Origin of the sequence: Streptomyces sp. NPDC006879 (genome assembly GCF_042869595.1) — a bacterium.
Lineage (GTDB): Bacteria > Actinomycetota > Actinomycetes > Streptomycetales > Streptomycetaceae > Streptomyces.
The window spans coordinates 232,098-255,979 of record NZ_JBIAGC010000002.1 but is presented as its reverse complement, the minus strand read 5'-3'; the positions used below and the strand labels follow the sequence as shown (position 1 = coordinate 255,979).

The 23,882-nt window shown below is 67.3% G+C and carries 34 protein-coding genes; 7 read left to right on the top strand and 27 right to left on the bottom strand.

Going from position 1 to position 23,882, the window contains the following annotated elements:
• Window positions 1–95: 95 nt before the first annotated feature.
• Window positions 96–770 (bottom strand): Crp/Fnr family transcriptional regulator, encoded by a 675-nt coding sequence (locus tag ACFYMC_RS02850; RefSeq protein ID WP_388517752.1) that lies wholly within the window; start codon window positions 768–770, stop codon window positions 96–98.
• A 182-nt stretch (window positions 771–952) separates the two neighbouring features.
• Here ACFYMC_RS02850 and nth point away from each other — a divergent pair, with 182 nt between their 5' ends.
• The 3 genes from nth to ACFYMC_RS02835 all read left to right on the top strand — a co-directional run bounded on the left by nth (window position 953) and on the right by ACFYMC_RS02835 (window position 3,922).
• A complete protein-coding gene (nth, locus tag ACFYMC_RS02845; protein ID WP_388517749.1) occupies window positions 953–1,924 on the top strand; it encodes an endonuclease III in 972 nt (323 codons plus the stop codon).
• Window positions 1,925–2,007: 83 nt separating this feature from the next.
• Window positions 2,008–2,709 carry an NUDIX hydrolase gene (locus tag ACFYMC_RS02840; protein ID WP_388517957.1) on the top strand — a complete coding sequence of 234 codons (702 nt, stop codon included), beginning with the start codon at window positions 2,008–2,010 and terminating at the stop codon, window positions 2,707–2,709.
• A 13-nt stretch (window positions 2,710–2,722) separates the two neighbouring features.
• The gene (locus ACFYMC_RS02835; RefSeq protein ID WP_388517746.1) at window positions 2,723–3,922 is read left to right on the top strand and encodes a MarP family serine protease; all 1,200 of its coding nucleotides are present in this window, start codon (window positions 2,723–2,725) and stop codon (window positions 3,920–3,922) included.
• A 42-nt stretch (window positions 3,923–3,964) separates the two neighbouring features.
• On the opposite strand, the gene ACFYMC_RS02830 is transcribed toward ACFYMC_RS02835, so the two are convergent.
• From ACFYMC_RS02830 to ACFYMC_RS02705, 26 genes are all read right to left on the bottom strand, one after another.
• Complete coding sequence (locus ACFYMC_RS02830) at window positions 3,965–4,144, bottom strand: hypothetical protein (protein ID WP_388517743.1); 180 nt, start codon at window positions 4,142–4,144, stop codon at window positions 3,965–3,967.
• Between the two features lie 116 nt (window positions 4,145–4,260).
• Window positions 4,261–5,253: an alpha/beta fold hydrolase gene (locus ACFYMC_RS02825; protein ID WP_388517741.1), complete on the bottom strand. Its 993-nt coding sequence runs from the start codon at window positions 5,251–5,253 to the stop codon at window positions 4,261–4,263.
• Window positions 5,250–5,708: a phage holin family protein gene (locus ACFYMC_RS02820; RefSeq protein ID WP_388517738.1), complete on the bottom strand. Its 459-nt coding sequence runs from the start codon at window positions 5,706–5,708 to the stop codon at window positions 5,250–5,252. The genes ACFYMC_RS02825 and ACFYMC_RS02820 overlap by 4 nt, the downstream gene beginning before the upstream one ends.
• 42 nt (window positions 5,709–5,750) lie before the next feature.
• Window positions 5,751–7,157 carry a Na+/H+ antiporter NhaA gene (gene nhaA / locus ACFYMC_RS02815; RefSeq protein WP_388517735.1) on the bottom strand — a complete coding sequence of 469 codons (1,407 nt, stop codon included), beginning with the start codon at window positions 7,155–7,157 and terminating at the stop codon, window positions 5,751–5,753.
• 348 nt (window positions 7,158–7,505) lie between these two features.
• The gene (locus ACFYMC_RS02810; RefSeq protein ID WP_388517732.1) at window positions 7,506–9,503 is read right to left on the bottom strand and encodes a recombinase family protein; all 1,998 of its coding nucleotides are present in this window, start codon (window positions 9,501–9,503) and stop codon (window positions 7,506–7,508) included.
• A gap of 95 nt (window positions 9,504–9,598) precedes the next feature.
• Window positions 9,599–9,736 carry a hypothetical protein gene (locus tag ACFYMC_RS02805; RefSeq protein WP_388517730.1) on the bottom strand — a complete coding sequence of 46 codons (138 nt, stop codon included), beginning with the start codon at window positions 9,734–9,736 and terminating at the stop codon, window positions 9,599–9,601.
• Window positions 9,733–10,383: an FAD-dependent thymidylate synthase gene (thyX, locus tag ACFYMC_RS02800; RefSeq protein ID WP_388517954.1), complete on the bottom strand. Its 651-nt coding sequence runs from the start codon at window positions 10,381–10,383 to the stop codon at window positions 9,733–9,735. Before thyX ends, ACFYMC_RS02805 begins: the two co-directional genes overlap by 4 nt.
• A 142-nt stretch (window positions 10,384–10,525) precedes the next feature.
• Window positions 10,526–10,738: a hypothetical protein gene (locus ACFYMC_RS02795; RefSeq protein ID WP_388517728.1), complete on the bottom strand. Its 213-nt coding sequence runs from the start codon at window positions 10,736–10,738 to the stop codon at window positions 10,526–10,528.
• On the bottom strand, window positions 10,735–10,971 hold the full coding sequence (locus ACFYMC_RS02790) for a hypothetical protein (RefSeq protein WP_388517725.1): 237 nt from the start codon (window positions 10,969–10,971) through the stop codon (window positions 10,735–10,737). The genes ACFYMC_RS02795 and ACFYMC_RS02790 overlap by 4 nt, the downstream gene beginning before the upstream one ends.
• Window positions 10,972–10,982: 11 nt before the next feature.
• Window positions 10,983–11,432 (bottom strand): hypothetical protein, encoded by a 450-nt coding sequence (locus ACFYMC_RS02785; protein ID WP_388517722.1) that lies wholly within the window; start codon window positions 11,430–11,432, stop codon window positions 10,983–10,985.
• Window positions 11,433–11,442: 10 nt separating this feature from the next.
• Complete coding sequence (locus tag ACFYMC_RS02780; protein ID WP_388517719.1) at window positions 11,443–11,724, bottom strand: hypothetical protein; 282 nt, start codon at window positions 11,722–11,724, stop codon at window positions 11,443–11,445.
• Window positions 11,721–11,936, bottom strand: coding sequence for a hypothetical protein (locus ACFYMC_RS02775; RefSeq protein WP_388517716.1), 216 nt, complete (start codon window positions 11,934–11,936; stop codon window positions 11,721–11,723). Before ACFYMC_RS02775 ends, ACFYMC_RS02780 begins: the two co-directional genes overlap by 4 nt.
• Before the next feature lie 15 nt (window positions 11,937–11,951).
• Window positions 11,952–12,545 carry a hypothetical protein gene (locus ACFYMC_RS02770; RefSeq protein WP_388517713.1) on the bottom strand — a complete coding sequence of 198 codons (594 nt, stop codon included), beginning with the start codon at window positions 12,543–12,545 and terminating at the stop codon, window positions 11,952–11,954.
• Window positions 12,542–12,868: a hypothetical protein gene (locus tag ACFYMC_RS02765; RefSeq protein ID WP_388517711.1), complete on the bottom strand. Its 327-nt coding sequence runs from the start codon at window positions 12,866–12,868 to the stop codon at window positions 12,542–12,544. Before ACFYMC_RS02765 ends, ACFYMC_RS02770 begins: the two co-directional genes overlap by 4 nt.
• The gene (locus ACFYMC_RS02760; RefSeq protein ID WP_388517707.1) at window positions 12,865–13,068 is read right to left on the bottom strand and encodes a hypothetical protein; all 204 of its coding nucleotides are present in this window, start codon (window positions 13,066–13,068) and stop codon (window positions 12,865–12,867) included. Before ACFYMC_RS02760 ends, ACFYMC_RS02765 begins: the two co-directional genes overlap by 4 nt.
• Before the next feature lie 89 nt (window positions 13,069–13,157).
• Complete coding sequence (locus ACFYMC_RS02755) at window positions 13,158–13,889, bottom strand: DUF2786 domain-containing protein (RefSeq protein ID WP_388517704.1); 732 nt, start codon at window positions 13,887–13,889, stop codon at window positions 13,158–13,160.
• A gap of 46 nt (window positions 13,890–13,935) precedes the next feature.
• Window positions 13,936–14,481: a hypothetical protein gene (locus ACFYMC_RS02750; RefSeq protein WP_388517701.1), complete on the bottom strand. Its 546-nt coding sequence runs from the start codon at window positions 14,479–14,481 to the stop codon at window positions 13,936–13,938.
• A gap of 408 nt (window positions 14,482–14,889) precedes the next feature.
• The gene (locus ACFYMC_RS02745) at window positions 14,890–15,312 is read right to left on the bottom strand and encodes a hypothetical protein (protein ID WP_388517699.1); all 423 of its coding nucleotides are present in this window, start codon (window positions 15,310–15,312) and stop codon (window positions 14,890–14,892) included.
• A complete protein-coding gene (locus ACFYMC_RS02740) occupies window positions 15,309–15,695 on the bottom strand; it encodes a GNAT family N-acetyltransferase (protein WP_388517697.1) in 387 nt (128 codons plus the stop codon). The genes ACFYMC_RS02745 and ACFYMC_RS02740 overlap by 4 nt, the downstream gene beginning before the upstream one ends.
• A gap of 30 nt (window positions 15,696–15,725) precedes the next feature.
• Window positions 15,726–15,947, bottom strand: coding sequence for a hypothetical protein (locus ACFYMC_RS02735; protein ID WP_388517695.1), 222 nt, complete (start codon window positions 15,945–15,947; stop codon window positions 15,726–15,728).
• Window positions 15,944–16,720 (bottom strand): hypothetical protein, encoded by a 777-nt coding sequence (locus ACFYMC_RS02730; protein ID WP_388517692.1) that lies wholly within the window; start codon window positions 16,718–16,720, stop codon window positions 15,944–15,946. Before ACFYMC_RS02730 ends, ACFYMC_RS02735 begins: the two co-directional genes overlap by 4 nt.
• A 134-nt stretch (window positions 16,721–16,854) precedes the next feature.
• Window positions 16,855–17,373 (bottom strand): hypothetical protein, encoded by a 519-nt coding sequence (locus ACFYMC_RS02725; protein ID WP_388517689.1) that lies wholly within the window; start codon window positions 17,371–17,373, stop codon window positions 16,855–16,857.
• Between the two features lie 106 nt (window positions 17,374–17,479).
• Window positions 17,480–17,869, bottom strand: coding sequence for a hypothetical protein (locus ACFYMC_RS02720; RefSeq protein WP_388517686.1), 390 nt, complete (start codon window positions 17,867–17,869; stop codon window positions 17,480–17,482).
• Window positions 17,870–17,984: 115 nt separating this feature from the next.
• Window positions 17,985–18,326, bottom strand: coding sequence for a hypothetical protein (locus ACFYMC_RS02715; RefSeq protein WP_388517683.1), 342 nt, complete (start codon window positions 18,324–18,326; stop codon window positions 17,985–17,987).
• Window positions 18,327–18,352: 26 nt separating this feature from the next.
• Window positions 18,353–18,700, bottom strand: a complete 348-nt coding sequence (locus tag ACFYMC_RS02710; protein WP_388517680.1) for a hypothetical protein — start codon at window positions 18,698–18,700, stop codon at window positions 18,353–18,355.
• A gap of 1,989 nt (window positions 18,701–20,689) precedes the next feature.
• The gene (locus tag ACFYMC_RS02705; protein WP_388517677.1) at window positions 20,690–20,878 is read right to left on the bottom strand and encodes a hypothetical protein; all 189 of its coding nucleotides are present in this window, start codon (window positions 20,876–20,878) and stop codon (window positions 20,690–20,692) included.
• A gap of 553 nt (window positions 20,879–21,431) precedes the next feature.
• Here ACFYMC_RS02705 and ACFYMC_RS02700 point away from each other — a divergent pair.
• From ACFYMC_RS02700 to ACFYMC_RS02685, 4 genes are read left to right on the top strand one after another with little or no spacing between them, the layout of a single operon-like run.
• Entirely contained in the window at window positions 21,432–21,728 is a 297-nt protein-coding gene (locus ACFYMC_RS02700) for a thioredoxin family protein (RefSeq protein WP_388517675.1), read from the top strand.
• 13 nt (window positions 21,729–21,741) lie between these two features.
• A complete protein-coding gene (locus ACFYMC_RS02695; RefSeq protein WP_388517672.1) occupies window positions 21,742–22,170 on the top strand; it encodes a hypothetical protein in 429 nt (142 codons plus the stop codon).
• A 31-nt stretch (window positions 22,171–22,201) separates the two neighbouring features.
• Window positions 22,202–22,498 carry a hypothetical protein gene (locus ACFYMC_RS02690; RefSeq protein ID WP_388517670.1) on the top strand — a complete coding sequence of 99 codons (297 nt, stop codon included), beginning with the start codon at window positions 22,202–22,204 and terminating at the stop codon, window positions 22,496–22,498.
• A gap of 16 nt (window positions 22,499–22,514) precedes the next feature.
• Window positions 22,515–23,858, top strand: coding sequence for a terminase (locus ACFYMC_RS02685; RefSeq protein ID WP_388517667.1), 1,344 nt, complete (start codon window positions 22,515–22,517; stop codon window positions 23,856–23,858).
• The last annotated feature ends 24 nt before the right edge of the window (window positions 23,859–23,882 follow it).

The following is a 23,882-nucleotide window of genomic DNA, read 5'->3' as shown; positions in this document are numbered from 1 at the left end:
CCCGGACCTGGGTCCGGCGCCCGGCCCGGCATCCTGGCGCCATCCGTACGGCGCCGGGATGCCGGGCCGGGCGGGTGGCCCGGGTGCAGCGGGACTCAGCGTGAACGCTTGGCGAGGCGCTCCACGTCCAGCAGGATGACCGCGCGGGCCTCCAGGCGCAGCCAGCCGCGCTGCGCGAAGTCCGCCAGTGCCTTGTTGACCGTTTCCCGGGAGGCGCCGACCAGCTGGGCCAGTTCTTCCTGGGTGAGGTCGTGCACCACGTGGATGCCTTCCTCCGACTGCACGCCGAAGCGGCGCGACAGGTCCAGGAGGGCGCGGGCGACCCGGCCCGGTACGTCGGAGAACACCAGATCGGACATCTGGTCGTTGGTCTTGCGTAGCCGGCGGGCCACGGCGCGCAGCAGGGCCGTGGCGACCTCGGGGCGGGCGTTCAGCCAGGGCTGGAGGTCGCCGTGGCCAAGGCCCAGCAGCTTGACCTCGGTCAGCGCGGTCGCCGTCGCGGTGCGCGGACCCGGGTCGAAGAGGGACAGCTCGCCGATCAGCTCGCCGGGGCCGAGCACGGCCAGCATGTTCTCCCGGCCATCCGGGGAGGTGCGGTGCAGCTTCACCTTGCCCTCGGTGACCACGTAGAGGCGGTCCCCGGGGTCGCCCTCGTGGAACAGGGCGTCACCGCGTGCGAGGGTCACCTCGGCCATGGAGGCGCGCAGCTCCGCGGCCTGCTCGTCATCGAGCGCCGCGAAGAGCGGGGCGCGCCGCAGAACGTCGTCCACGAGTTCTCTCCTATGTCGACCAGCTCAGGGGACCGTGGTCCCCATTTTGCCGGACGCTCAAAACAGTGCGATCAATCACAAGGATGCCGGACGAACGGGTGTGCTGTGTGGCCAGGGGGCAATCGTGGCGTCATTGGGGGATCATCGAGGCGGATGTCGGTGGGGAGCTTTAGGCTGGCCGGGTGTCCAATACGCCGGTGAGAGCACAGTCCACGGGCCCCGGCCGGGTGACCGGTGCGGGTGGTTCCGCTGTGGGCGAACAGGGGTCCGATCAGCCGTCACCCGGCCGAGCCGAGCCGTCGAAGAGGACCGCGCGCACGGCCTCCCCCGGATCCGGGAAGAGGTCCGCGACCGCTTCCCGGAAGTCCAGCAAGTCCGCCCCGAAGCCCGAATCCCGGCTCGCCATGGTCCGTCGGGCCCGGAAGATAAACAGGGAGCTGGCCGAGCTCTATCCGTACGCCCACCCCGAGCTGGACTTCCGCAATCCCTTCGAGCTCCTGGTCGCCACCGTGCTCTCGGCGCAGACCACCGACCTGCGGGTGAACCAGACCACCCCGGCGCTGTTCGCCGCGTACCCCACGCCGGAGGACATGGCCGCGGCGGTCCCGGAGCAGTTGGAACAGCTCATCCGACCGACCGGCTTCTTCCGGGCCAAGGCGCGCTCCCTGCTCGGCTTGTCCGCGGCGCTGCGGGACAAGTTCGGTGGTGAGGTCCCCGGGCGTATAGAAGACCTGGTCACGCTGCCCGGCGTGGGTCGCAAGACGGCCAACGTGGTGTTGGGTAACGCCTTCGGTGTCCCCGGCATCACCGTGGACACCCACTTCGGCCGCTTGGTCCGCCGGTGGAAGTGGACCGAGCAGGAGGATCCGGAGAAGGTCGAGGCGGAGATCTGCGCGATCTTCCCCAAGAGCGAGTGGACGATGCTCTCGCACCGGGTGGTCTTTCACGGGCGCCGGATCTGCCACTCCCGCAAACCGGCGTGCGGCGCCTGCCCCATCGCTCCGCTGTGTCCGGCTTACGGAGAGGGCGAGACCGATCCGGAGAAGGCGAAGAAGCTCCTGAAGTACGAGCTGGGCGGCCAGCCCGGGCAGCGCCTCAGTCCGCCCCCGGACTACCCCGGAGCCCCCGCGGCCCCACAGGGTGCCGCCGGGTGACGGGCCCTGATGGGGGTGGAACGAATCGGGGGCACGGTCGCGTTGTCCCCGTGGACGGGACGACAGGGGTGCCGATGACACAGATGCACGGGAGCCTGAGCCGGCCGCTTCAAGGCGGGGAGCTTGAGCTGACCGACAGAGGGCTGCCCGAATGGCTGGAGCCGGTGGCGCGCGCCGCCACGGACGTACAGCCGCGGCAGCTCAGCCGCTTCCTGCCGCCCGAGAGCGGTGCCGGGCGACAGTCGGCCGTGCTGATCCTGTTCGGTGAGGGTCCCGCCGGCCCCGAACTGCTCCTGATGGAGCGCGCGGGCACCTTGCGTTCTCACGCCGGGCAGCCTTCCTTCCCTGGCGGCGCCCTGGATCCGCAGGACGGCGACCCGGGGACCACCGGCCCGTTGCGTGCCGCGCTGCGGGAGGCGCAGGAGGAGACCGGACTCGATCCCGATGGCGTGCAGTTGTTCGGGGTGCTGCCGCGGCTCTACATTCCGGTCAGCTCGTTCGTGGTGACCCCTGTCCTGGGTTGGTGGCGCGAGCCGAGCCCGGTGGGGGTGGTGGATCCGGCGGAGACGGCACGGGTCTTCACCGTGCCCGTGTCCGATCTCACGGATCCCGCCAACCGTGTCATGTGTGTGCATCCGAGCGGACACAAAGGCCCGGCGTTCACGGTCGAGTCGGCCCTGGTGTGGGGCTTTACGGCCGGAGTGATCGACCGGATCATGTACTTCGCCGGGTGGGAGCGCCCCTGGGACCGTACACGGACGGTCCCGCTCGACTGGCGCACATGAGACGGTGACCTTCGTGAACGTGCTGGACATCCTCTTGCTGCTCGCGGCCGTATGGTTCGCGATCGTCGGCTACCGCCAGGGTTTCGTCGTGGGCATCATGTCCGTGATCGGCTTCCTGGGTGGTGGACTGATCGCGGTGTCGCTGCTCCCGCTGATGTGGAAGTGGCTGACGGACAATTCCGAAGTGTCGACTTCAGCCGCCATCGTCGCAGTGATCGTGATCATCGTCTGTGCATCGATCGGGCAGGCGTTCACCACGCACCTGGGCAGCAGACTGCGCAGACATATCACCTGGTCGCCGGCCCGGGCCCTGGACGCCACCGGCGGAGCCCTGGTGAACGTGGTCGCCATGCTCCTGGTCGCCTGGCTGATCGGTTCTGCACTGGCCGGCACCTCCTTGCCCACGGTCGGCAAGGAGGTCCGTAACTCCAAGGTTCTCCTCGGGGTCTCGCGAGTGTTGCCCGCCCAGGCGAACACCTGGTTCACCGACTTCAGTTCGGTACTGGCGCAGAACGGCTTCCCGCAGGTCTTCAGCCCCTTCTCGAACGAACCGATCACCGAGGTCCAGGCACCGGACCCGACGCTCAGTGCCAGCCCGATCGCCGAGCGGGCCAAGCGTTCCATCGTGAAGGTCGTGGGCACGGCGAGCGAATGCGCCAAGGTTCTGGAGGGCACCGGCTTCGTCTTCGCCCCGCACAAGGTGATGACCAACGCGCACGTGGTGGGCGGGGTCAACGAGCCGACCGTGCAGATAGGCGGTGAGGGCAAGCGCTACCAGGCGGAAGTCGTCCTGTACGACTGGGAGCGGGACATCGCCGTCCTGGACGTACCGAACCTGAAGGCGCCGGCCCTGAAGTTCGCCAGCGAGGACGCCCGTAGCGGTGACGACGCCATCGTCGCAGGCTTCCCGGAGAACGGCGCCTACGATGTGCGGCCCGCCCGGGTCCGCGGCCGTATCAACGCCAACGGGCCGGACATCTACCACCGCACCACCGTGCGGCGCGATGTCTACTCGCTGTTCGCGACCGTTCGCCAGGGCAATTCCGGTGGCCCGCTGTTGACGGCCGACGGGCAGGTCTACGGGGTGGTCTTCGCCAAGTCCCTCGATGACCCCAACACCGGCTACGCCCTCACCGCGGACGAGGTCCGCGACGACATCCTGTTCGGGAAGTCCGCCACGGAACGCGTCGACAGCCAGGGATGCGCTTTGTGAGTGGTTGGTCCGGAACCGCCCGGCGGCTCCGGACCAACCCGCTCAGTTGCGTGGATGCCTCAACCGGGCCGAGACCCAGCGGGCCCGCCTGCGGAGGATGAGCGGGATCCCGAGGCGGGGATCGTGCCCCCGGCCTGCGGAGCCGCCCCTCTCGTGCGAGCCCGGCGAGGTCGCCGAGCGCCGGTTGCGTGCCGAGTCACCATAGTCGTGCGTCCAGCCCATACCCCGACCTGTGCCCGTGGCCCAAGGTCGGTAACCGCACGGTGTGCGGCCAATCGGCCTATGCGGTAGGCAATTGGCTGCTCGTCAGATAGTCGTTCGGTGCTGCTCACGCAGCGTCAGCGATCCGGTTCCGGATCCTTGAGCCAATTGACCAGTTCGGTGGAGAAGGCCCCCGGGTCCTCCTCGTGCGGGAAGTGCCCGAGCCCGTCGAAGAGCCGCCATCGGTACGGTGCTTCTACGTACTCGCCGGAGCCGGCCGCGCTGCGGGTACGCATCACCGGGTCCAAGGAACCGTGCAGGTGCAGGGTGGGTACCCGGATGGGCCGCTTCATCCGTCGGCCGAACTGGAGTCCGTCCGGGCGGGCCATGGAACGGACCATCCAACGGTAGGGCTCCACCGAGCAGTGCGCCGTGGAGGGAATGCACATCGCGCGCCGGTAGACCGCGACGGCCTCATCGTCGATCCCGGAAGGCCCGGACCAGTTCCGGATCAGCTCGCCCACCAGCGCGCCCTCGTCAGCGACCAGCTGACGTTCGGGGACCCAGGGGCGCTGGAAGCCCCATACGTAGGACCCCGCACGGGTCTGTCCGAGGTCCGAGAGCATCGCTGAGCGCCACCGCCGCGGATGCGGCATCGAGGACACTGCCAGCCGGCGTACCAGCTTCGGGCGCATGACGGCGGCCGTCCACGCCAGGTACCCACCGAGGTCGTGTCCGACCAGCGCGGCGTCTGGTTCGCCCAGGGAGCGGATGACGCCGGTGATGTCCAGCGCCAGGTTCGCAGGATCGTATCCGCGGGGAGTCCGGTCGCTGCCGCCCACTCCTCGAAGGTCCATCGCGACGGCTCGGTAGCCGGCCTCGGCCAAGGCGGCCATCTGGTGCCGCCAGGTCCACCAGAACTGGGGGAACCCGTGCAGGAGCAGCACCAGGGGCCCGTCCCCCATCTCAGCGATGTGGAAGCGGGCGCCGTTCGCCGCCACGTCCCGATGGGTCCACGGCCCGTCCAGCCGTACCGCGGAGGCGGCGGTCGGCGGTGGCAGCGGGCTCGACGGCCCGGTGGACGCGCGGGGAGGGTTCTTCGGGGTGGCTTCGGACTCGGGCACCGTCATGAAGACGAGCGTCCCATAGCCGCGCTCGTACCGTGGATCGGCCGCGGATGCGGCTTGACCGTGCCGAGCACGGCGGCGGTCTGTTTGGCGGAGGAGATGGACTTCTCCGGCGGCTTGACCTGCTTGAACTTGGTCACCGCGAGGAACGCCGCCAGTCCCGCGATGAGGAGGAAGGCCACCCCGACGATCAGGAAGGACCAGGCCAGGCCAAGACCCAGGTTGTGGATTCCGTAGGCGGCGGCGAAGCTCAGCACGGGCAGCGAGAACAGGGCCAGTACTCCGGCGACCGCCAGCGCACCGCCACCGACTCCCGCCCGCTTGACGTCCTGCCGGAGCTCGGCCTTGGCCAGCGCGATCTCATCGTGCACCAGCGCGGACATCTCGGCGGTGGCCGAGGCGACCAGTTGTCCGAGCGTGCGCTCGGCGCCCTGCACCCCGTCGTCCACTGCGGTCATCGGTTTCTCCCTCTGGGTCGGATACCGCGATCTGATGTCAGATCATGCCGGACCGTTGCTCTCGCTGCCCGTGGCGGCCCGCACTTCCGCGGCCCTGCGGCGGTGCTCCACTGCCTTCTCCTCGCAGATCCTCGCCATCCTCAGGTGGTACTCGGGGTCGTCCTGCTCGTAGATGTCGGGGATCCCGTCGAGGTCCTCGTCGAGTTCCTCGGCATCGGTGAGCGCCCGGTACTTGCGGTTGCGCAGTTTGAGCAGCACGCAGGCCACCACGGCGGCGATGAACGAACCCACCAGGACGGAGGCCTTGACCTCGTCAGTCAGGAGCTCGTCACCGGCGAAGGCGAGCTCGCCGATGAGCAGGGAAACGGTGAACCCGATGCCGGCGAGTGAGGCGACGGCCAGCACGTCCGGCCAAGCCAGGTCCTCGCCTAGCTCAGCACGGGTGAAGCGGGCGGCCAGCCAGGTACCCCCGAAGATGCCGACGGTCTTTCCGACGACCAGCCCGAGGACGACACCGAGGGTCTCCGGCCGGGTGAAGACGTCGCCGAGGGCTGAGCCGGAGATGGCCACACCGGCGGAGAACAGGGCGAACAGGGGTACGGCCAGACCGGCGGAGACCGGTCGGGTCAGGTGTTCGATGTGTTCGCCGGGGGAGTGCTCCTCACCTTCCCGGCGGGTGCAGCGCAGCATCAGGCCCATGGCGACGCCGGCGATGGTGGCGTGGATGCCGGAGTTGTACATCAACCCCCAGATGACCAAGGCCAGCGGGATGTACACGTACCAGCCCCGTACGCCCTTGTGCAGCAGGAACCAGAACAGCGCCAGGCCCGCGACCGCACCCCCGAGGGCGGCGAAGTTGATCCCGTGGGAGAAGAACACGGCGATGATCAGGATGGCGAAGAGATCGTCGACCACGGCGAGCGTGAGCAGGAAGGCGCGCAACGCGGAGGGCAGGGAGGTGCCGATGACGGCGAGCACGGCCAGTGCGAAGGCGATGTCCGTGGCGGTGGGTACGGCCCAGCCGTCCATGGAGCCGCCGCCGAAGGTGTTGACCAGGGCGTAGACCAGGGCGGGTACGGCCATGCCGCTGATCGCCGCGATCACGGGGAGAGCGGCGGCCTTGGGATCGCTCAGGTCACCGGCGACCAGTTCGCGCTTGAGCTCGATTCCAGCCACGAAGAAGAAGATCGCGAGGAGGCCGTCGGCGGCCCAGTGCTGGATGGACAGGTCGAGCCCGAGGGACGCGGGCCCGATGTGGAAGTTGCGCACACTGCTGTAGCTGTCCGCCAGCGGGGGGATGTTCGCCCAGAGGAGCGCGGTGACCGCGGCGACCAGGAGCAGGACGCCACCCACCGTTTCGGCGCGCAGCGCGTCGGCTACGTATTGGCGCTCAGGCAGGGAGAGGCGACCGAGGAACTTGCGGTTGGTGCTGGGAGTGGGCGCAGCCACGGGTGCGGACCTCCGGAAGTCGATGGCATGGCGGAGCAGTTGCCGACCAGACTTCCCGGCGCACCCATGAGTATCTCTTTACGTTCCTATTACCTTACAGGGCTCACGCCAGGGCGTATTCGGTGATCTTCACTCTAAGGGCTGTGACGTGGCCCCTGCTGGATCAGCGCGCTGCATCAGGGACGACGCGCTGCCCGCGGGGGACGGCGAAGCAGCCGCGAAACGCCCGAAGGGCACCCGGCGCGCTTGACCGGATGCCCTTCGCGACCGCTCTGCCCCACTCGTGCGGGGCAGAGCGGTCTCAGTCCTCGCTGGCGGCGCTCGGCAGCTTGGTCTGGATCAGATCCATCACCGAGGAGTCCGTGAACCCCGGCCGTCAACGTCTCCCAGTTCTCTATTCGCTACATCCCCTGTCTGACCTGCGGAAACCTTCCCCTGGCCCGAGTCGATGGTGCCCGTGATCCGCATCGGCGGGAGCGAGAACTGCGGTGCAGCCGGGACCTTGCGGTACCCCTCCAGAGCCTTCAGGGCCGCCCGGTACTCGCCGCTCTCATCCCAGCGCCGGATCGTCCGCATCAGCGTCCCGTACGACCGTCCGCCCAACCGCTCGTGCTTGTCGTACTCCATCCAGGTGCGCCCAGTGCGGACCTTCTCCAGCAGGACGTCGAACCCGCCGCGTACGTCCTTCCACTTCTGCGTGTTCGAGATGATCGACGAGACCTTCTCCCACATCTCGTCAGTCAGCTGGGCCGGCACCTCCGTGCCGGTCTCCCAGTGCCACTTCGAGATCGGGTCGACGTTCCCGGAGCGGTGGACCTTCGCGGTGCCCTCGACCTGCACCCGGATGTCGAGCATCTCAATCAGGTCCGCCTGCTCGCGCTTGGTCAGCTTCCCGATCTTGGTCCGCAGCTTGTCGGCAGCGGCCAGCACCTGAAGGGCCCGCTCCTCCTCGCTCTCGACGTCCGCGATCCACGCCTCGACCCGCTCGCGCTCCTGAAGGAGGTCGCCCTCCTCTTCCTTGTAGCGGGCCTTCAGCTCCTCGATCTCCTGCCGCATCTCCTCGGCGAAGTCGTCGTCCTCGTCGTCGTCGATCTCGACGGCCGCCACGAGCCGGGCGAGGGCCTTCTTGCGGGTCTTGCGCTTCTTCTCCAGCGTCTCGTCGATCTCGGTCAGCCGTCGCCGGTAGGACTCCAGCCGCATCGGGGTGGTGCCGAGCGCCTCCTTGATCAGGGCGTGCAGCTTGTCCCGGTCGGCCACCAGGCCGGTCACCTCGGCCATGACGGCGGCCTCGACGTCGTCCGCGTACAGGCTCTGGCACTCGTGCTCGTAGTCCGCCCCCTCGCGCACCTTCTGGCACCGGTACTTCCGGGTGCCGCTGCGCTTGTCGATGCCGCCGACCATGCCCGCGCCGCACAGGCTGATCAGGCGCGTCGAGAGCGGGTAGTCGTTCGAGGCGCTCTTGGTCTTTGCCGACCGCTCGAACGCCGCCAGCGTGGCCAGGGCGCGCTCGTTGGGGATGATCTGGGGAAGCGTGAGGACGTGGACCTGCTCGTCCTCGGTGCCGGCGCCGAAGGTGAACTCGACGAACCCGGTCAGCGCCTTCTTCACTCGCTGCGCGAGGTTGCTGCCGTCCCACAGGTGCCCCTTGCGGGTGCGGTAGCCGAGGGCGTTCAGCTTCCTGGCCACCTCGCCACGCGTCAGGTACTCGGGGGAGTCGACGAGGAACTCGACCGCCTTCTCGATGACCATGGCTTCCAGCGGGTTGACCACGACGTCCCCGGTCTCGGGGTCGATCATGTAGCCGTACGGGATGCCGCCGTGCGGCCAGCCACCGGCCATGACCTTCTGAATCCGGCCGGACATGGTCCGCTCCAGGATCAGCGCGTGCTCCATCTCTGCCATGTAGGCCAGGAGCGCCAGCGTGACGCCGAACATGTCGGACTCGGAGTCGATGCGGTTGTCCGCGGTGACGATGCGGACCGTGCGGTTCTTCTCCACCTCGATGTCGTGGGTGTCGTACACCCAGCGGTGGATGTTCTTCATGGTCCGGCCGATGCGGTCCAGCTTGCCGAAGATGACCAGGTCGATCTTCTTGGCGGCGATGTCCCGGTTCATGCGGTCCAGGTCGGCGCGCTCGGCGAGCTTTCCGGAGACGCCGCCGTCCGTGTAGACATCCACGACCACGTAGTTGCCGACCCCGAGCATCAGGTCCAGCCAGCGCCGGCACAGGTCGTCCTGTGCGTCGAGACCGAAGCCGTCGACTTGCTTGGTCGTACTAACACGGCGGTAGATGGCTACGCGTATGCGCCGATGAACCCTCCGACCAGGCAGGATCGTCTTACTCATGGGTCTCCTTATCACGGAACGGAGGCACCCCGTGCTGGGATGCCTCCGTGGGGTGTGTGTAAATCTAACCTACGATGCGGTGGATCTGCTACGTCTTACGTCTTTCTATCCTTATCGTCGTCATCGTCATCAGCGAGGAGGCGGAGCATCATCGCGGCGAAGCGGGTCCGCTTCTCCCTGCTCCACTCGGTCTCGCGCCACTCGGCCCGCACCTGCGGGTACTGGGCGCTCACGGGGCCACCCGGCCGTGCTCCTCGAAGGCTGCGTGCGTGACCGGCAAGGAGCGGGCGAAGTGCGCCTCCATCTGCTCGGCCGCCATGGCGATCTCGCGGAGGGGGAAGCTCGGGACCTTGGCGTTCTCGCGCTGCGTGCGCAGGCTCAGGAAGTGCATCAGCGAGCGGGCGTTGCAGGTGGCGATGAAGCTGGTGTAGATGCCGACCGGTAGGACATTGCGCGCGACCTCGCGGGCGATGCCCGAGGTGAGCTGGGACTGGTAGGCGTTCCACGCCTTGCGGTAGGACTCCGCGGCCTCGGCCTGGGCGACGACGGACTGGGCGAAGGTGCCAGGCGTGAAGCGGTAGGCGCCGGGCTTGCCCTCCTGCACCAGGTTGCGGTCGCCGGCCGGGAGGTAGAAGACGGGCGCCAACTCCTTGTAGCGCGCGCTCTCCTCGTTGTAACTCCAGCCAGCCCTGTGACGGAACCACTCGCGAGCCACGAAGATCGGGGCCTCGACGTAGAACGTCATGGAGTTGTGCTCGAAGGGCGATCCGTGGCGGTCGCGCATCAGGAAGTTGATCAGACCCTCGGTCGCGCCATCCGAGTCGATGGCCTCGGCTCCCTTGGTGCTGACGCGGGCGGCCTGGACGACGTCGTAGTCCATGGCGCTGGTGCGAAGGGGCTGGACGGTGATGTCCGAGCGAGTCGTGATGGTCACGGGTGGGGGTCCTTTCAGTGAGCGGGGGTGGCAGCCAGGAGGCCGGCGAGCAGGACGAGGGCGGCGAGGATCGAAGCGGCTCTCACTATCACACCTGGTCCTGATAGAGGACGTCGTACGCCGCGGTGACCGCACCTTCGTAGGTGGGGGCGTCGTTCAGGGCTTCCTCGACCTGCGCCAGGCGCTCGGTCGCGTCCTCGTAGAGGGCCTTGTAGTCGATGGGCTCCAGGATGCTGCGCTCCGGGGTGCCGTTGGCGAATCCGAACCCTCGAACCCAGCCCCATCCGTTGCGGATCTTCACGCTGCGACCTCCTCGTACTGCTTGCGGGACATGCTCGTCAGGTGCCATGCACCGTGCTCGCACTGGTACGTGCGACCCTCGACCTTCAGACCGCGCCGGATGCCCCTGGCGTCTGCCTTGCGGGTCCGCTTGGCCTGCGCCCTGCCCATGGCCTTCTCGGCGTCGTGGCGGGAGGCGAACGCGCGCTTCACGCCGCACTCGCAAGCTCGGAAGTCGACTGTCCTGTGCGTCACGGTGGTGCTCCTTACTTCTTGGTCTTGGGTGGGTCCTTCACGAACTTCTCGCAGTCGCAGTCAGTGAGCTGACACAGGCCGCGGGCGGCGCCGGCCGCCGAGTGTGTGAACGGGGGATGCCCGCACTGCGGGTTGTGGCAGTAGCCGGGCCAGCCGGCCTTGCCGTCATGGTTGGCGAGGGCGATCCCCGAGGACGTCAGGGGGATGGCTCGACCCGTGCCGCCGAAGCTCATCTTCTTGGCGAAGGCTTCGACCTCCGCGGTGGAGCCGAAGGGCCCGTAGTTTAGGCCCTTCGACCCGTCCGCCCATCGGTGGGTGAGGACCCAGAGGTTTCGCATCTGAACGATCGAGGCGGACTCCTTCAGCACGGCCTTGGCCATGTCCTCGGGCTTCTCGAACGTCGGGTCGGTCAGGATGTCGACGATTGCCTGCACCTCGTGCTTGCGGGGGGTGATCCTCACGGTACGTCTATCACACCTGGTCCGGAAGAAGGCCGGCCAGCTCGGCAAGGAGGCCCACCAGGTCTTCGTGACCGGCCTCGTTCACGTTCCACTTCGTGTCGTCGTAGCCGTCGTAGTCGCCATCCTTCACGTCGCCGCTCTCGTCGAACCAGGCGTCGATCTCGGCCTGGCGCTCGTCCTCGCGGGCCTGGTACTCGTTGATCAGGGTCTGAAGCTGGTCGGCCAGCCCCTGCTCCTCGTTGCTGACCTGCTCGCGGATGGCCTGCGTCAGGGTCTCAATGGGGTTGCTCACTTCGGGTTCCTCTCGGGTTCGGCGACGACGCGGATACCCCAGCGTCGAGCCATGACGTATGTGCGGACGTTCCAGGTGGTGCCGGGGGGCTTGCGGAGGTCGATCCAGTGACCGTCTCGCTTGTGTACGACGGTGGCTTGGGGGTCGAGGCCGACCACGACTGTGCCTTCGGGCAGTGCGTCGAGGTCTGCGATCCGCTTGACTGTTGTCACTCTATCACACCTCGATCAGGCTGCGGAGGCGAAGTGATCGGCGAGCACGGTCACACCGAGCAGCCGGTCGCGCAGGTCGTCGAAGTCTCCGTCGTTCACGAGGGTGGCGTCGAACTGCCAGTTCCTCAGCGCCACCTCGGAGGTGAACGTCAGGCCGTTGGCGTCCTTGGCCGGGCCGACGCCGGGCCGGTCGATCCAGATGACCACGCCACCCAGTGCGCGGATGGCTCGGGCCTCGTTGGGGAAGCGGACGTCGCTCACGACCAGAGCCTCACGCTCGGGCTCGTAGTCGCGGAGCAGGGCGTCGACCCAGACGTCTTCGCCCAGCGTCACGCGGCCGGCATCGGTGCCCGTGGCGTGTAGCAGGCGCCGCACCTCGGGGAACTTCTCCTTCGCCCCGTCCCATCCGTACGCCGCGACCAGGTTGATCAGGCGGACCGGGGGGACATCGGGGTAGGTGGTGACGAGCGGGTTCTGGCGGTACAGGAACGCCTTCAGGCGGTCGGCGAAGGCGTCCCGTCGCCAGCCTCCCTCGACGAGCACCTGTGCGGCCGAGTCCTTGCCGGACCGGGCGTAGCCGGCCAGCCCTACGAGCAGTGCGTCAGTCACTTCGGGTCCTCCGTGTCGGGATCGAACAGGTCGGCCGCGTATCCGATGCCGGTTGCGGTCGGGCGCTTCAGGCGGGGGAGGTTGAGGGCTCCGACTCTGGGCGGCTGCGGCGGGGGCGGGAGCTGGTAGCGGTAGGCGATCAGGGTCGGAATCTCGTGGGGCCGGGCGACTCCGTTGTCCACGGCCACCTGATAGATCTCGGCGAACTGGGTGACCGCGCGCTTCACGATCTCGCTGTAGGTCAGGCCGGTCGGGGCGAGGGTTCGGATGGCTCGGGCCAGGCCGGCGTCGACTCGGGCGGCGAGCTGCCTCGGGGCGGTCATGCGGGGATCAGCTCCTCCAGAACCTCGCCCTCTGGGCTGATGATGCCCTCGTCGATCAGGGCCTGGGCGGTCCGTCCGTAGTGTCCCTGGAGGGTCCAGGCCATACCGCTCCGGATGAGTGTGGCGAACAGGGCCACGATCTCGTCGATCTCCAGCTCGTCAGCCTCGTAGCTGATCAGGTCTATGGCGATGTCCTTCATGCGTCCCACCTTGGGAAGTCCTCTCGTATCGTTGGGGGCAGGGAGGGGGGCCGATCTCACCTCGGCCCCGCTCCCGTCAGTCGGTCAGGTCAGCCAGCCAGTGCCTTACGGGCACCGCCGAGGCGGTTGCCTCCCAAGTCGGCGCGCTCTCCCGCCGCCTTGCCGTCGAACCATCCCGTGCCGGTCAGTCGACGACGGGGCGCGATCTTCAGCTTGGGATGTGCCTGCTTGAAGAACTGCTCGACGGCAGCCTCGCGCTTGACCAGGACCAGTTCGGCACCGACGCCGCCCTGCTCGGTCGTCTCGCGGACGGCGGACTCCTCGGCCTGGTCCAGGCGGCGGCGTACCGAGCTGGAGAAGCCAGCCATCCAGCTCTTGCGGTAGGCGGTGACCGACTGGCCACACTGTGGGCGAGCCCGCTTCATGCCGTTCAGGGCCTGGAGCTGGAGCGTGCTGAACAGCATCTCGATCCGGTCGAGCGTGGATTCGTGGGCATAGACCCGGACCTTGCGGTAGCGCTTGCCGGTCTGCGTGTCCGTCAGTGTCCAGTAGACGTTCTGTGCGCCGAGCGCGTGGGTGATGGAGAACAGCAGGGCCGAGCGGTCCGCCACGTACTTGCCCTTGACGTCGAAGGCGCGGTGCGTGATGCGGTCCGACTCCGGGCGGGCCTCGGCGAGCATCGCCTGCTCGACCCCGTACTTGGCCATCAGGCTGGCGGCCTTCGCGAAGTACGCCTCCGCCTCGTCCGGGTGGGCGGCCGGGTCTTCAGCCTTGGTTAGGAGCGCCTTGATCGTCGCTATCCTCGGGTTCTCATTGCTCATCGTTGTGATACCTCCACAGTCATGGCTGCCATCAGTCGGTCAGAGATCAGGCGGTCAGCTCGTCGATGCGGGCCTGCCACTTCGCGGCCTCGATCTCTTCCTTGGCCACCTGTTCGCGAAGCCGCCGGGCGTTGGAGTCGTGGCCGTCGCGCTCCTGCTCGAAGCGGAGGATGCTCTGCGTCTGCCAGTCGGGGACGTCCTCCTCGAAGCGCCTCAGCACCTCGATCTCCCACTCAGTGAGCACGCCGTGCGCCTTCGAGTCCCAGTCGATCTGCTTCCCCTTGTCGTTGCGGAAGCCTCGGTTGTAGGTCCTGGTGTCGGTGGTCCACTGCATGGTGACGCCGTGTTGGGTAAGGCGTCCCTCGTTGTCGGGCAGGCGCTTGTAGGTGTGCTCCACGGCGTACTTCCGGCCGCGAATCTTCACGTGGCCCAGCTCGGTTTCGGCCTTGAACTCGGGGTCGGTCCCGATCAGGACGCGGGGCTGGATCACCTCGTTCCGGCGCCAGTCGTGCTCACGGTGGGCCGACACGATGACGACGTACATCGTGCCGTCCCCGATCTCGTACTCGTACGCCTCGCGCTCGATCTTCACTGCGCTTGTTCCTCTCAAGTGGGTCATCTGCAACGGCGGTTGGACAGTCGACCTACCAGTCCCACCAGTTCCGGACGTCCTCGGGCGACTCGTCGTACTGGGTCTCGATGACCGCGTCGAGGCCATCCACGTCGGGGTCTTCGGCCACCGTCACGATCGCGTTGACGACCAGGTTGATCAGGTCGCTGTCCCTGTCGCCCAGGTCCAGCCCTTCCAGGACTAGGTCCGCGCCCTGGTTGACCGCGAACCGTATGTCGTCGAGGGAAAGGTCGTACTCATCTGCTACGCCCCTTGGGCCACTGCTCGCGGGCTGTCCGCGATGGCGGGAGCCGGGGACTCGAACCCCGGCGTCTGCCGGTCTCCCTGGGCTGGCTTAGCCAACCTATCACGCGAGTATGTCTATCACATCTAGCCGTAACGAACGTCGTCGAAGATCGCGACCTGCACCAGGATGTCGGCCGTGCCCGCGTCGATCATGCAGGTATCGATGCCGCGCTTGTCGTCGCGGTCGATCCAAGACTGGATCACATAACCGTGGTACTCGCGATTCACGTACCGCTGGTTCAGGTCCAGGACCCTGGCGTACGCGGCCCGCATCTGGTCGCGGCTCAGGTAATGGACAGCCTCGACCTCACGATCCCCACCCCACCATCGCTCGTCCTCGCCCTCGACGATGACGTACTGCTTGTCGGGGGGCAGGCCAGCGCGGTCCGCGGGGCTCGGTTCGATCGCCCAGTACGTGATCCCTCCGTACACGGCGGTGTCAATGATGTCCTGCACGTTCTCGTCGGTGAGCGACTCGAAGATGCGGTCGGCCAGTACGGGAGTCACTGGTCGCCCTCCTGCGATCCGGCGGGCAGGCGAAGCATGGCCTGCCTGGTGGTGTAGTCCTTGATGCGCCCTCCGTTCATCGAGAAACCGAACCGGCGGTAGAACCGGCGCAGGCGGTCAAGGCTGGTTGCGCCGAACTCGCGGGTCGGCGTCAGCGACATGGTTATCCCCTGCCGGTCGGCCTCGGCGGTGAGCAGGGTCATGGCCTGCGTGCCGATGCCCTGGTTGCGCTTCTCGCGCGGTACGACGATCTTCGCCAGGGCCAGATGGTTCACGCTGTCCACGTAGACGTAGAAGTCGGCGTCGGGCGCTTCGGTGGTGACGTGCTCGCGCAGTGGGGCGAGCCAGTCGGGGTCAAGGGTGGTGTAGCCAGGCTTGAGCATGGTTGTGCTCCTGCGTGTGAGGGGGTTGGCTCAGTAGCCGAATTCGAAGGTCAGGCCGAGCAGTTCAGGGGCGGTGGACTCGACGATCTCGACGTCGCACCAGGAGTCCCCGCCGGTCCGGCCGGTGCCGGTGTGCGTGAACAGGTGGTCGTACTCCCAGTCCTCCCGCTCCGCGCTGTCCTCTTCGGGCAGGGGCAGGGGGACCTCGACGACCGGCGTGTGCCGCTCACCCTGGGTAGGTCCGACTATCACGCCGCGATCAGCAGAAGCTGACCGGGCAGGGGCGCGTTCCACGCCTCGTTGCCGCGCTCGGTGAAGTAGGCGTCGCGGTGCTCGTTCCAGATCTCCGCAACGCGGGACCAGGACACCCCGGCGTTCGCCTCGTGGCCGTACAGCTCGTTCAGCTCCTCGGCCGCGCGCTCCAAGATCGCCTCGCGGTCGGCGTCGGAGTCCTCCCAGTGACCCCGGTGCGCGTCGTCGATGGCCTCCTGGATGTTCTTCCAGAAGCGCTCGGACTCGCGCTCGGAGTAGTCCGACTCGTCGATGATCGGGTAGTCGAGCAGCCCGTACGCCAGCTCGGCCGCCTCGATGAACGCGGGGGTGAACTCCCGCTCATCCGGCAGGCACTGCTCGCCGTCGCACTCGTTCAGGCAGAAGCTCTGGCAGTACCAGGAGTCCTCGTCCCGCTCGCACTCGTCCTCGTGCTGCCAGGTCGGGGCGCACTCGCACTCTTCCTCGTACGTCTCATAGACCTGGACGTAGATGGTGCGCAGGCTGCCGCAGGCGAAGTGACGGGACGTGCCGTCGATGACATGGGTGTCCGCAAAGTCGCCGGCCGCGCCCTCGATCAACGACAGGGCCGAGAGGTAGTTGGACTCCTCCAGGATGTCGTCGCCCAGCTCGGCCCAGGAGAACATCGCGCCGTGCGTGGTGAAGAGGCGGTCGTCGAAGAACAGCGCGTCGGACGGGCGGGTCAGACACCGCTCGGCGATCTCGGTCAGGGTGTCGCGGTCGAGGGAAGACATGGGTGTCCCTTCAGGGTGGGTTGGGTGGGGTGAGGGACTGGCGGCGATGCCTGCCGTCCCGGTGGGAGCCGAGGACTCGAACGCTCGGTGTGTGCCGCTCTCCCTACCGCCTACGGGCGGTCTGTTTTACACACTCACTCAAGCTCAAGGTCGATGTCGCCGGGCAGGGACTCGTAGTCCTCCAGCTCCAGGCCGCCCCCCGCCTGGAGGATGCCGGTCAGGTACTCGCGGACGTCGTCCTCGGTCACCTCCGACCCGTCGCGCTTGCGCAGGCCCTCGAAGTCGAAGCGGACGGTGATGCTGCCCCGGTAGCTGTACTCCAAGGAGTCGAGGCCGATCTCCTCAGCCTTGCGGGAGATCTCGTCCCGGTAGGTGTCGAGGTCGTACTCCTCGACCAGGTCACGCAGGAGTTCGTGAGCGTCGGCGCGGAGCTTGCCGTACTTCTCGCGGGCGGCGTACGCCTCGCCCCGCTCGCGCTCCAGGGCGTCGCGAAGGTTGGAGACGATCGCGTCGCGGGAGCCGAGCTGACGGAGCGCGTTGTCGCGGTCGTGAGTGGTCAGCTCCAAGGCGTCGCGAACCTGGCGGAGTTCGATCTCCAGGGCGTCGACGGCCTGGGCGGTGGGGACGGCGGCCTTCTCGAAGGAGACGGTCATCGTGTTGTTCCTTTCAGTCACTCTATCACACCCGGTGTGTGCAGAGGCAGTGGGAGCCAGGGACTCGAACGCCTGGTGTCTGCCGGTCTCCCGATGGGGCAGTGGGTTACGCCGCGACCGCGTGATCGGCGGACAGGGCCATGAAGACGACGTCGGGCTCGCCGGGCGTCCAGTTCGCGACGCGCTCGGTCTCGACGAATCCGAAGGTGCGGTAGTACGTCGGCAGGAAGCCGTCGAAGCAGTCGAGCAGGTAGGCGCCGCGAGAGATGGCGGCCTGAACCAGGGCGGTACCCCTGCCCTTCGGCAGGGAGAACAGTCCGATAAGGGTGCCGTCCGGGGTCACTCCGAAGCCGGACTCGGCGTCGGCGGTCAGGTAGTACCGCGCGTCGTCGGGCATCTCTTCGGGCTTCGAGGTTGCGTCGGCGATGCGCCCAGAGCGAGCGCGGGCCGTGCGGAGGGCGAGCTTGTAGCGGGCGGAGCTGGTGAGGCGGATCATCAGGGGTTCCTCCGAACCGTTGTCAGTCTATCACACTTGTTCTGTGTTGGGTGGATGTCCCGGACTCGCACCAGGGGGGGTGGCTACTCACGTCCTGCCTGACTTCGTCCGACTATCACACTAGGGTCTGCGTTTCGCGGGCCCTCACACTGGCCCACCAGTCGCACTGATCGGAGTCGCACGAGGCGGTCGGGAGCAGACCATCGCAGTCGTATTCCCAGGTCACCGGCCGTGCGAGGCAGCCGAAGCACATCTCCTCGGAGCGGACCTTCCAGTCGTCGAAGTGGACGAGCTGCACGGTCAGCCCGCGCTTACGGCCGTTCCGCAGAAGCTCAGCGGCGCGGCGACGGGTGACGTCCTCGAACTTCAGGGTCACGCCGGATTCCTCGTGCCACAGGGTGACGTCGTAGCTGTGGACGAACTCGACGGTCACGTACTCGTGGTGCGGCTTACGCATGGTCTCGCTTTCTGGTTGGAAGTCTATCACACATCGAGCGAGCGGCGAAGCTCGCGGTGCAGGCGCACCAGGGCAGCCTCGTGCTCGGCGATCAGACGGCGCAGCTCGGCGACGTCACGGCGGACGCGCGGCTTGCGCACCTCCGGTGCCTGCTTGGCCTGCGCCGCACGGATCTTGGTCCAGCGGTCGCCCTTGTCGAGCCACTGGTACAGCGCGGTGCGGTTGACGTACCGCATACCGCCGAGCGACTCGACGTGCGGGAAGTCGGCGCGACGCTGGTGCCAGTTGGTCACGGTCGCACGGGTGACGCCCAACTCGCGGGCGGCATCGGACAGACAGAGCGTGTCGCTCGCCTTGTCCAGGGAAACGGGCATGGTTCCTCCCAGGAACGTAGGGGGTGCTCGGGTACGGGCACCCTTCGGACTGGCCGAAGGCCGGCCAGCCTGAAGGCGTGCCGGTACAGGGGCGGGGGCGGCAACACAGCGTGTGTCCCGTTCTCCCCGCCCCGACCGGATGCGTGCGGTAGGTCGACAGAAGCCGTGGTGTGAACGTGTCCCCAGAGCGCAGCACGGCGGTACCTCCCCGGATCGGGAAGTGACGCGCTCGTGTTCGTCGTCGGGCAGTGGTCAGAGATTCGGCGTGCGCCTACCGGGCGCGGGTGGTGCGTATTCGGGTGGTGCTAGGTACTGCGGTCCGTTCTTCGGAACGGGGTGGACTAGGCCCCGTGCCCGCCCCCTAGGGAGTGCCTTACCGCCATGGGGCCGACTGTCGACCCTTTGGCTACCTCCCTTCCGTAGGGGCGGTAAGGCACTCCCTGGGGAGCGGGAAACGACCGTTCCTAGTTGGCTGCATGGGTGAAGCTAGGCATCCGGGGAGTCGACCCCATCGGTGCGCCCCTAAAGACGGGACGCCCCTTTGCTTCGCTTGCCATACGTGTCCCGCCGCCATGACGCGCACGGGTGCCGCAAGGCTCCGTTTCCTGGTGAAGCTGGCTAGTCCGTTCGCCATCCGCCACACGTAGTCGTCTACGCGCCCTAGGACTCGACCCCTAGGAAGGCACCCCGGCTCCCATCCGGCCCGGCATCACTCCGGTGCGGAGTGCGCTACGGGCCGGGCCCGTATGTGTAGCGGCTGTGTGTCGCGTTCATGTCCTGCCTCCCTTGCGTCCGTCCCGTCCGGCTCCGTGCCGGTCGGTGTGATGGGAGAACGAAAGCATGGGCTGAGTTCGTCTGTCTATCCCATGCCTTGGAATCGGCCTGGATTCGGGCCGGATTCCTTGATCCGCAACGCTCTGACCTGCGCTGATACCTAGTAATGTGACGCCGGTCACATAGCCCTATGCGTGTCCGGTTAGGCCGGTTGTGTCCATCGACCGTTACCGAAACGAGACCGTTGGTTCTGTCCTGGCTTGTCCGGATTCACGGGCCTGGTTGGTCTGTCTCTCACGTTCGGCCCGTCCCTGGCCCGTGCTGCCGTGCGTTTGCGCTGGTCAGAAGGGGTCTGAGTGCCGCTCTCCGGGTCGTTCTCTGTAGTGCTGGCCCGTTCCCCTTGTCTGCCCGCGCTGGCCGCTGTGCTGGCCGCTGGCCGCCCCCCTGCCTGGCCTTTGGCTCAAGACTTTCGCGTTGAACTCTTCGGCGGCGAGACAGTCCGCGTGCGCAAGCGTCGGCGAGCTGAAGTCTTTAGCTTCGAAGGTAATGGGTGGGGTGGGGGAGGACCCGTTACGCATGAGGACCCCGATCGCCTTGTGATAGCAGCCAAGATCGCGCCACGGTTTCAAGGTCGATCAGGGGTGCCGGCCGCATCGCCCCGGAGCGCTACAGCGCAGGCCAGGGCTGGCATCAGGGCGCCGCAGAGCGCTCCCGAGCGCTGCACAGAGTGGCTGCATCACTGCGCCGCCGCGCGGCGCCAGGCCGTACAGCCGGACAGCTCTACACGGGCGGCTCCGCCGCCCCCAGCCTCGTCAGCCGGCACTGCTCAGCGCGCCCGGTAGGGCGCCACCGCGGCTTCGCCGCACTGAATCTTCTCGCCGCCGAGTCCAGCTCTGGACCGCCGCCGCGAGGCGGCGCAGTCGTCAACCGGCAGGCATGTGTAAGTGTGACAGGGGTCACGCCAGATGCTCCGCAAATAACCAAGATCATCTTCCGTATATATATGTAAGCGTCAGTGGCTAGGCGAACTAGCAGGCTGGAGGCCCTGTCGGGCCTCGCCAGTCGCTTCCGACTGACGTAGTTCGGGCTTGGCAGTTGGGGCGCGAAGCGCCCACTGAACGCAGCCACGTACTCCTACAGACTGCCCCTCGGGTCGACAGCTTCAAGCAGCTACCTCTTCAGGTAGGACGTCGTCGAGGGGATCAGCTTCCACGTTCAGGGGGTGATCGCCTGCCCCAGTGGCGAGGTTCCGACCGACGAGCCCGGCTCCCGAAGGACTGGGAGCGGATACGGGCGAGAGTCCTTCGGCGAGACGGCCACCAGTGCACCGCGCGAGACCAGTACGGCAAGCGGTGCGACGAGCTGGCCACGGACGTGGATCACATCATCGCTGGTGACGATCATCGAGAAGCCAACCTGAGATCGCTCTGCGGATGGCATCACCAGCGGAAGTCATCGCAAGAAGGGGCCGCGGCCAGCGCGAAGAAGCGCCGGCAGATCAACGCGCGGTTCCGACGCGACGAGGCCCATCCGGGCCTCACGTGAGCCTGGCAGCTCCGAGTTCCTCCCCCTACTCGTAGAGCGCCAGCCGGCACCCCCAGGGCCTCCTCTCCCCTGGCGCGTGCCTCGCCCCTCGGACCGCTACCCCGAGGGGCTCGACTTCCCGCTACGGCGGGCTGAGGAGCGTTCGAGCGAGTGGTCGCGGCGCGGTCTCCAAAGCCGCAGCCAGCAGGTTCGACTCCTGCCGGGCGTGCATGGATATCTGGTCATGGCTCTGGGTCGGGTGGCTCGGGCTATTCGCAGTCATCGAAGGAGTAGCCCTTGTCAGAGACGACCGAGGAGACACCCTCTCCGAGCACGTCTGGAAGTGGTTCGGCGTCGGCCGAACAGGAGAGAAGCGACCGCCGGCTACCGGTTCAGTGCGTGTGCGGCGGTTTGTTCTGCTCGCCTTCATGGCATGGCTGTCCGCGCACTTCCTGACGGGCGGCCTGGTGTGACGCGCATCCTCTACTTCACCTCCCCCATGTGCCGGCCGTGCCGGGGCTTCGGCCCCGTGCTCCTGGCCGAGCTGGAGGCGCTCGGCGTGGAGGCCGAGAAGATCGACGTATCAACGGGGGCCGGCATGGATACGGCCACCATCTACGACGTTGTGGCAGTGCCCACCGTCGTCATCGAGCGGGATGGCGAGGAGGTAAGGCGCTTCGGCGCACTCCTCGGTTCTTCACTCCAGGACGCGCTCAGCGTCCTGCGATGAAAGGAGGTGACCGGTGGGCGCTCGTGGCCCCGTCCCGAACCGTGAAGAAGACCTCGCGCGCCCCCGGTCGCGCAAGGGCACCGATCAGCAGTCGGTGACCAGAGGCGAGATGAAGCCGGTCAAGATCCCCAACGCGGATCGCGACTGGCACCCCATCGCGCGCCGGCTGTGGGACTCGCTGAAGTCCTCCGGGCAAGCGGACTTCTACCAGAACTCCGACTGGGCTTTCGCGTACTCGCTGTGCGAAGACCTGTCGCACTACAAGAAGTCCGGCAAGAGGTCCGGGCAGATGCTTCAGACCATCTACTCAGCCTTCGAGCGCCTCCTGGTCGCCGAGGGCGATAGGCGCCGTGTGCGCATCGAACTTCAGGAGCCCGAGCCGGACGAGACGCCGACCGCGGTCCTGGCCATCGCCGACTACAAGAAGGATCTCGGGCTCTGACTTCGGGCCCGCCTCCGGTGAGTGAGAGGAGGTGAGTCCCGTCTCAACCCTGACCCTGGAAGACATCGAGGCCCTGGAGCCCGACTTCATCGGCCCGACGTGGCAGAAGACCCCTGACGGCATGTGGTTGCTCCCGCGTAAGACGCTCGGCTGGCAGATCGCCGGCTGGTCCGCGGAGTGGCTGCGTGCTGAAGACGGTGGGCCTTGGAAGTTCACCAAGGAGCAGCTCCGCTTCGTCCTCCACTGGTACGCCGTAGACGAGAACGGGCGGTTCACGAACCGCAAGGGCGTTCTCCAGCGCATGAAGGGTTGGGGCTTACCCCGGTAAGGACCCCCTCCTCGCTGTGCTGTGCCTCGTCGAGCTGTGTGGGCCGTCGCGCTTCTCCCACTGGGACGAGAACGGCGAGCCGGTCGGCGTGGCCCACCCGCGCGCATGGGTGCAGGTCACGGCCGTCAACCAGTCGCAGACCACGAACACGATGGCCCTGATCCCGTCGCTGATGAGCGACGAGTTCAAGGCGAAGTACAACATCAAGGACGGCGCGGTCCTGATCCGCGCCAACGGTGGCAAGTGCCGGCTCGAAGCCGTGACGTCGTCGTACCGCGCCCTGGAGGGCAAGCGGACCACGTTCGTCCTGCTCAACGAAACCCATCACTGGGTGCTCGGGAACGCCGGCCACAAGATGTACGAGACGATCGACGGTAACGCGACCAAGCAGGACAGTCGTTACCTCGCGATCACGAACGCTTACCTGCCCGGCGAGGATTCCGTCGCCGAGCGGATGCGTGAAGCCTTCGAGAAGATCCGCGAGGGCAAGGCCATCGACATCGGCTTCCTCTACGACTCGATCGAGGCGCACCCGAAGACTCCGCTGTCGCCCGAGGCGCTGCGGATCGTGCTGCCGAAGATTCGCGGTGACGCGGTCTGGCTGGTCGCGGAGACGATCATCCAGTCGGTTCTCGACACGACGATCTCGGCCTCGCGGTCGCGGCGTATGTGGCTGAACCAGATCGTCGCCGAGGAAGACGCCCTGTACGGGCCCGAGCAGCTCGCCGACATCCTGCACGAGGGTGCCGTCCTGGCGCCCGGCGACGAGATCGTCATGGGCTTCGACGGCGGCAAGACGGACGACGCGACCGCACTGGTCGCGATCCGGATCAAGGACATGTGCGCGTTCGTCCTGGGCCTGTGGGAGAAGCCGGACGGTCCTCGCGGCGAGGGCTGGTCGGTGCCTCGGGCCGAGGTCGACTCCGCTGTCCATGACGCCTTCCGCGTGCACAACGTGCGGGCTTTCTACGCCGACGTGGCCCTGTGGGAGAGCTACATCTCCGAGTGGTCGGAGACGTACGGCGAGGGCCTGGGCGTGAAGTCGCCAGCCTCGAAGGACGCGATCGGCTGGGACATGCGCTCCAGCCTGAAGGCTTCGACGATGGCGCACGAGCGCCTGATGCGCTCGATCTTCGACCGCAAGCTCCGTTATGACGGGGACCTCGCGCTGCGCCGGCACACGCTGAACGCCCGGCGCCGGACGAACAACTACGGCATCAGCTTCGGCAAGGAGTCGCGCGAGTCGCCCCGCAAGGTCGACGTGTACGCGGCCCTGATGCTCGCGCACGAGGCGCTGTACGACCTGCGTGCGCGCGGCAAGAAGGTCCGGCAGCGATCGGGCCGTGGTTACTTCATGTAGCAGTGTGATAGACAGACAGGAAGG

Coding starts and splice junctions, on each gene's coding strand:
- ACFYMC_RS02740 (WP_388517697.1), bottom strand. CDS start 15,695: ATGCTCAAGCCTGGCTACACCACCCTTGACCCCGACTGGCTCGCCCCA.
- ACFYMC_RS02820 (WP_388517738.1), bottom strand. CDS start 5,708: ATGACCGCAGTGGACGACGGGGTGCAGGGCGCCGAGCGCACGCTCGGA.
- ACFYMC_RS02720 (WP_388517686.1), bottom strand. CDS start 17,869: ATGATCCGCCTCACCAGCTCCGCCCGCTACAAGCTCGCCCTCCGCACG.
- ACFYMC_RS02810 (WP_388517732.1), bottom strand. CDS start 9,503: ATGAGTAAGACGATCCTGCCTGGTCGGAGGGTTCATCGGCGCATACGC.
- ACFYMC_RS02730 (WP_388517692.1), bottom strand. CDS start 16,720: ATGTCTTCCCTCGACCGCGACACCCTGACCGAGATCGCCGAGCGGTGT.
- ACFYMC_RS02830 (WP_388517743.1), bottom strand. CDS start 4,144: ATGGGCTGGACGCACGACTATGGTGACTCGGCACGCAACCGGCGCTCG.
- ACFYMC_RS02710 (WP_388517680.1), bottom strand. CDS start 18,700: ATGCCCGTTTCCCTGGACAAGGCGAGCGACACGCTCTGTCTGTCCGAT.
- thyX (WP_388517954.1), bottom strand. CDS start 10,383: ATGGACTACGACGTCGTCCAGGCCGCCCGCGTCAGCACCAAGGGAGCC.
- ACFYMC_RS02760 (WP_388517707.1), bottom strand. CDS start 13,068: ATGAAGGACATCGCCATAGACCTGATCAGCTACGAGGCTGACGAGCTG.
- ACFYMC_RS02715 (WP_388517683.1), bottom strand. CDS start 18,326: ATGCGTAAGCCGCACCACGAGTACGTGACCGTCGAGTTCGTCCACAGC.
- ACFYMC_RS02825 (WP_388517741.1), bottom strand. CDS start 5,253: ATGACGGTGCCCGAGTCCGAAGCCACCCCGAAGAACCCTCCCCGCGCG.
- ACFYMC_RS02700 (WP_388517675.1), top strand. CDS start 21,432: ATGGCTGTCCGCGCACTTCCTGACGGGCGGCCTGGTGTGACGCGCATC.
- ACFYMC_RS02755 (WP_388517704.1), bottom strand. CDS start 13,889: ATGAGCAATGAGAACCCGAGGATAGCGACGATCAAGGCGCTCCTAACC.
- ACFYMC_RS02765 (WP_388517711.1), bottom strand. CDS start 12,868: ATGACCGCCCCGAGGCAGCTCGCCGCCCGAGTCGACGCCGGCCTGGCC.
- ACFYMC_RS02705 (WP_388517677.1), bottom strand. CDS start 20,878: ATGATCGTCACCAGCGATGATGTGATCCACGTCCGTGGCCAGCTCGTC.
- ACFYMC_RS02725 (WP_388517689.1), bottom strand. CDS start 17,373: ATGACCGTCTCCTTCGAGAAGGCCGCCGTCCCCACCGCCCAGGCCGTC.
- ACFYMC_RS02840 (WP_388517957.1), top strand. CDS start 2,008: ATGCACGGGAGCCTGAGCCGGCCGCTTCAAGGCGGGGAGCTTGAGCTG.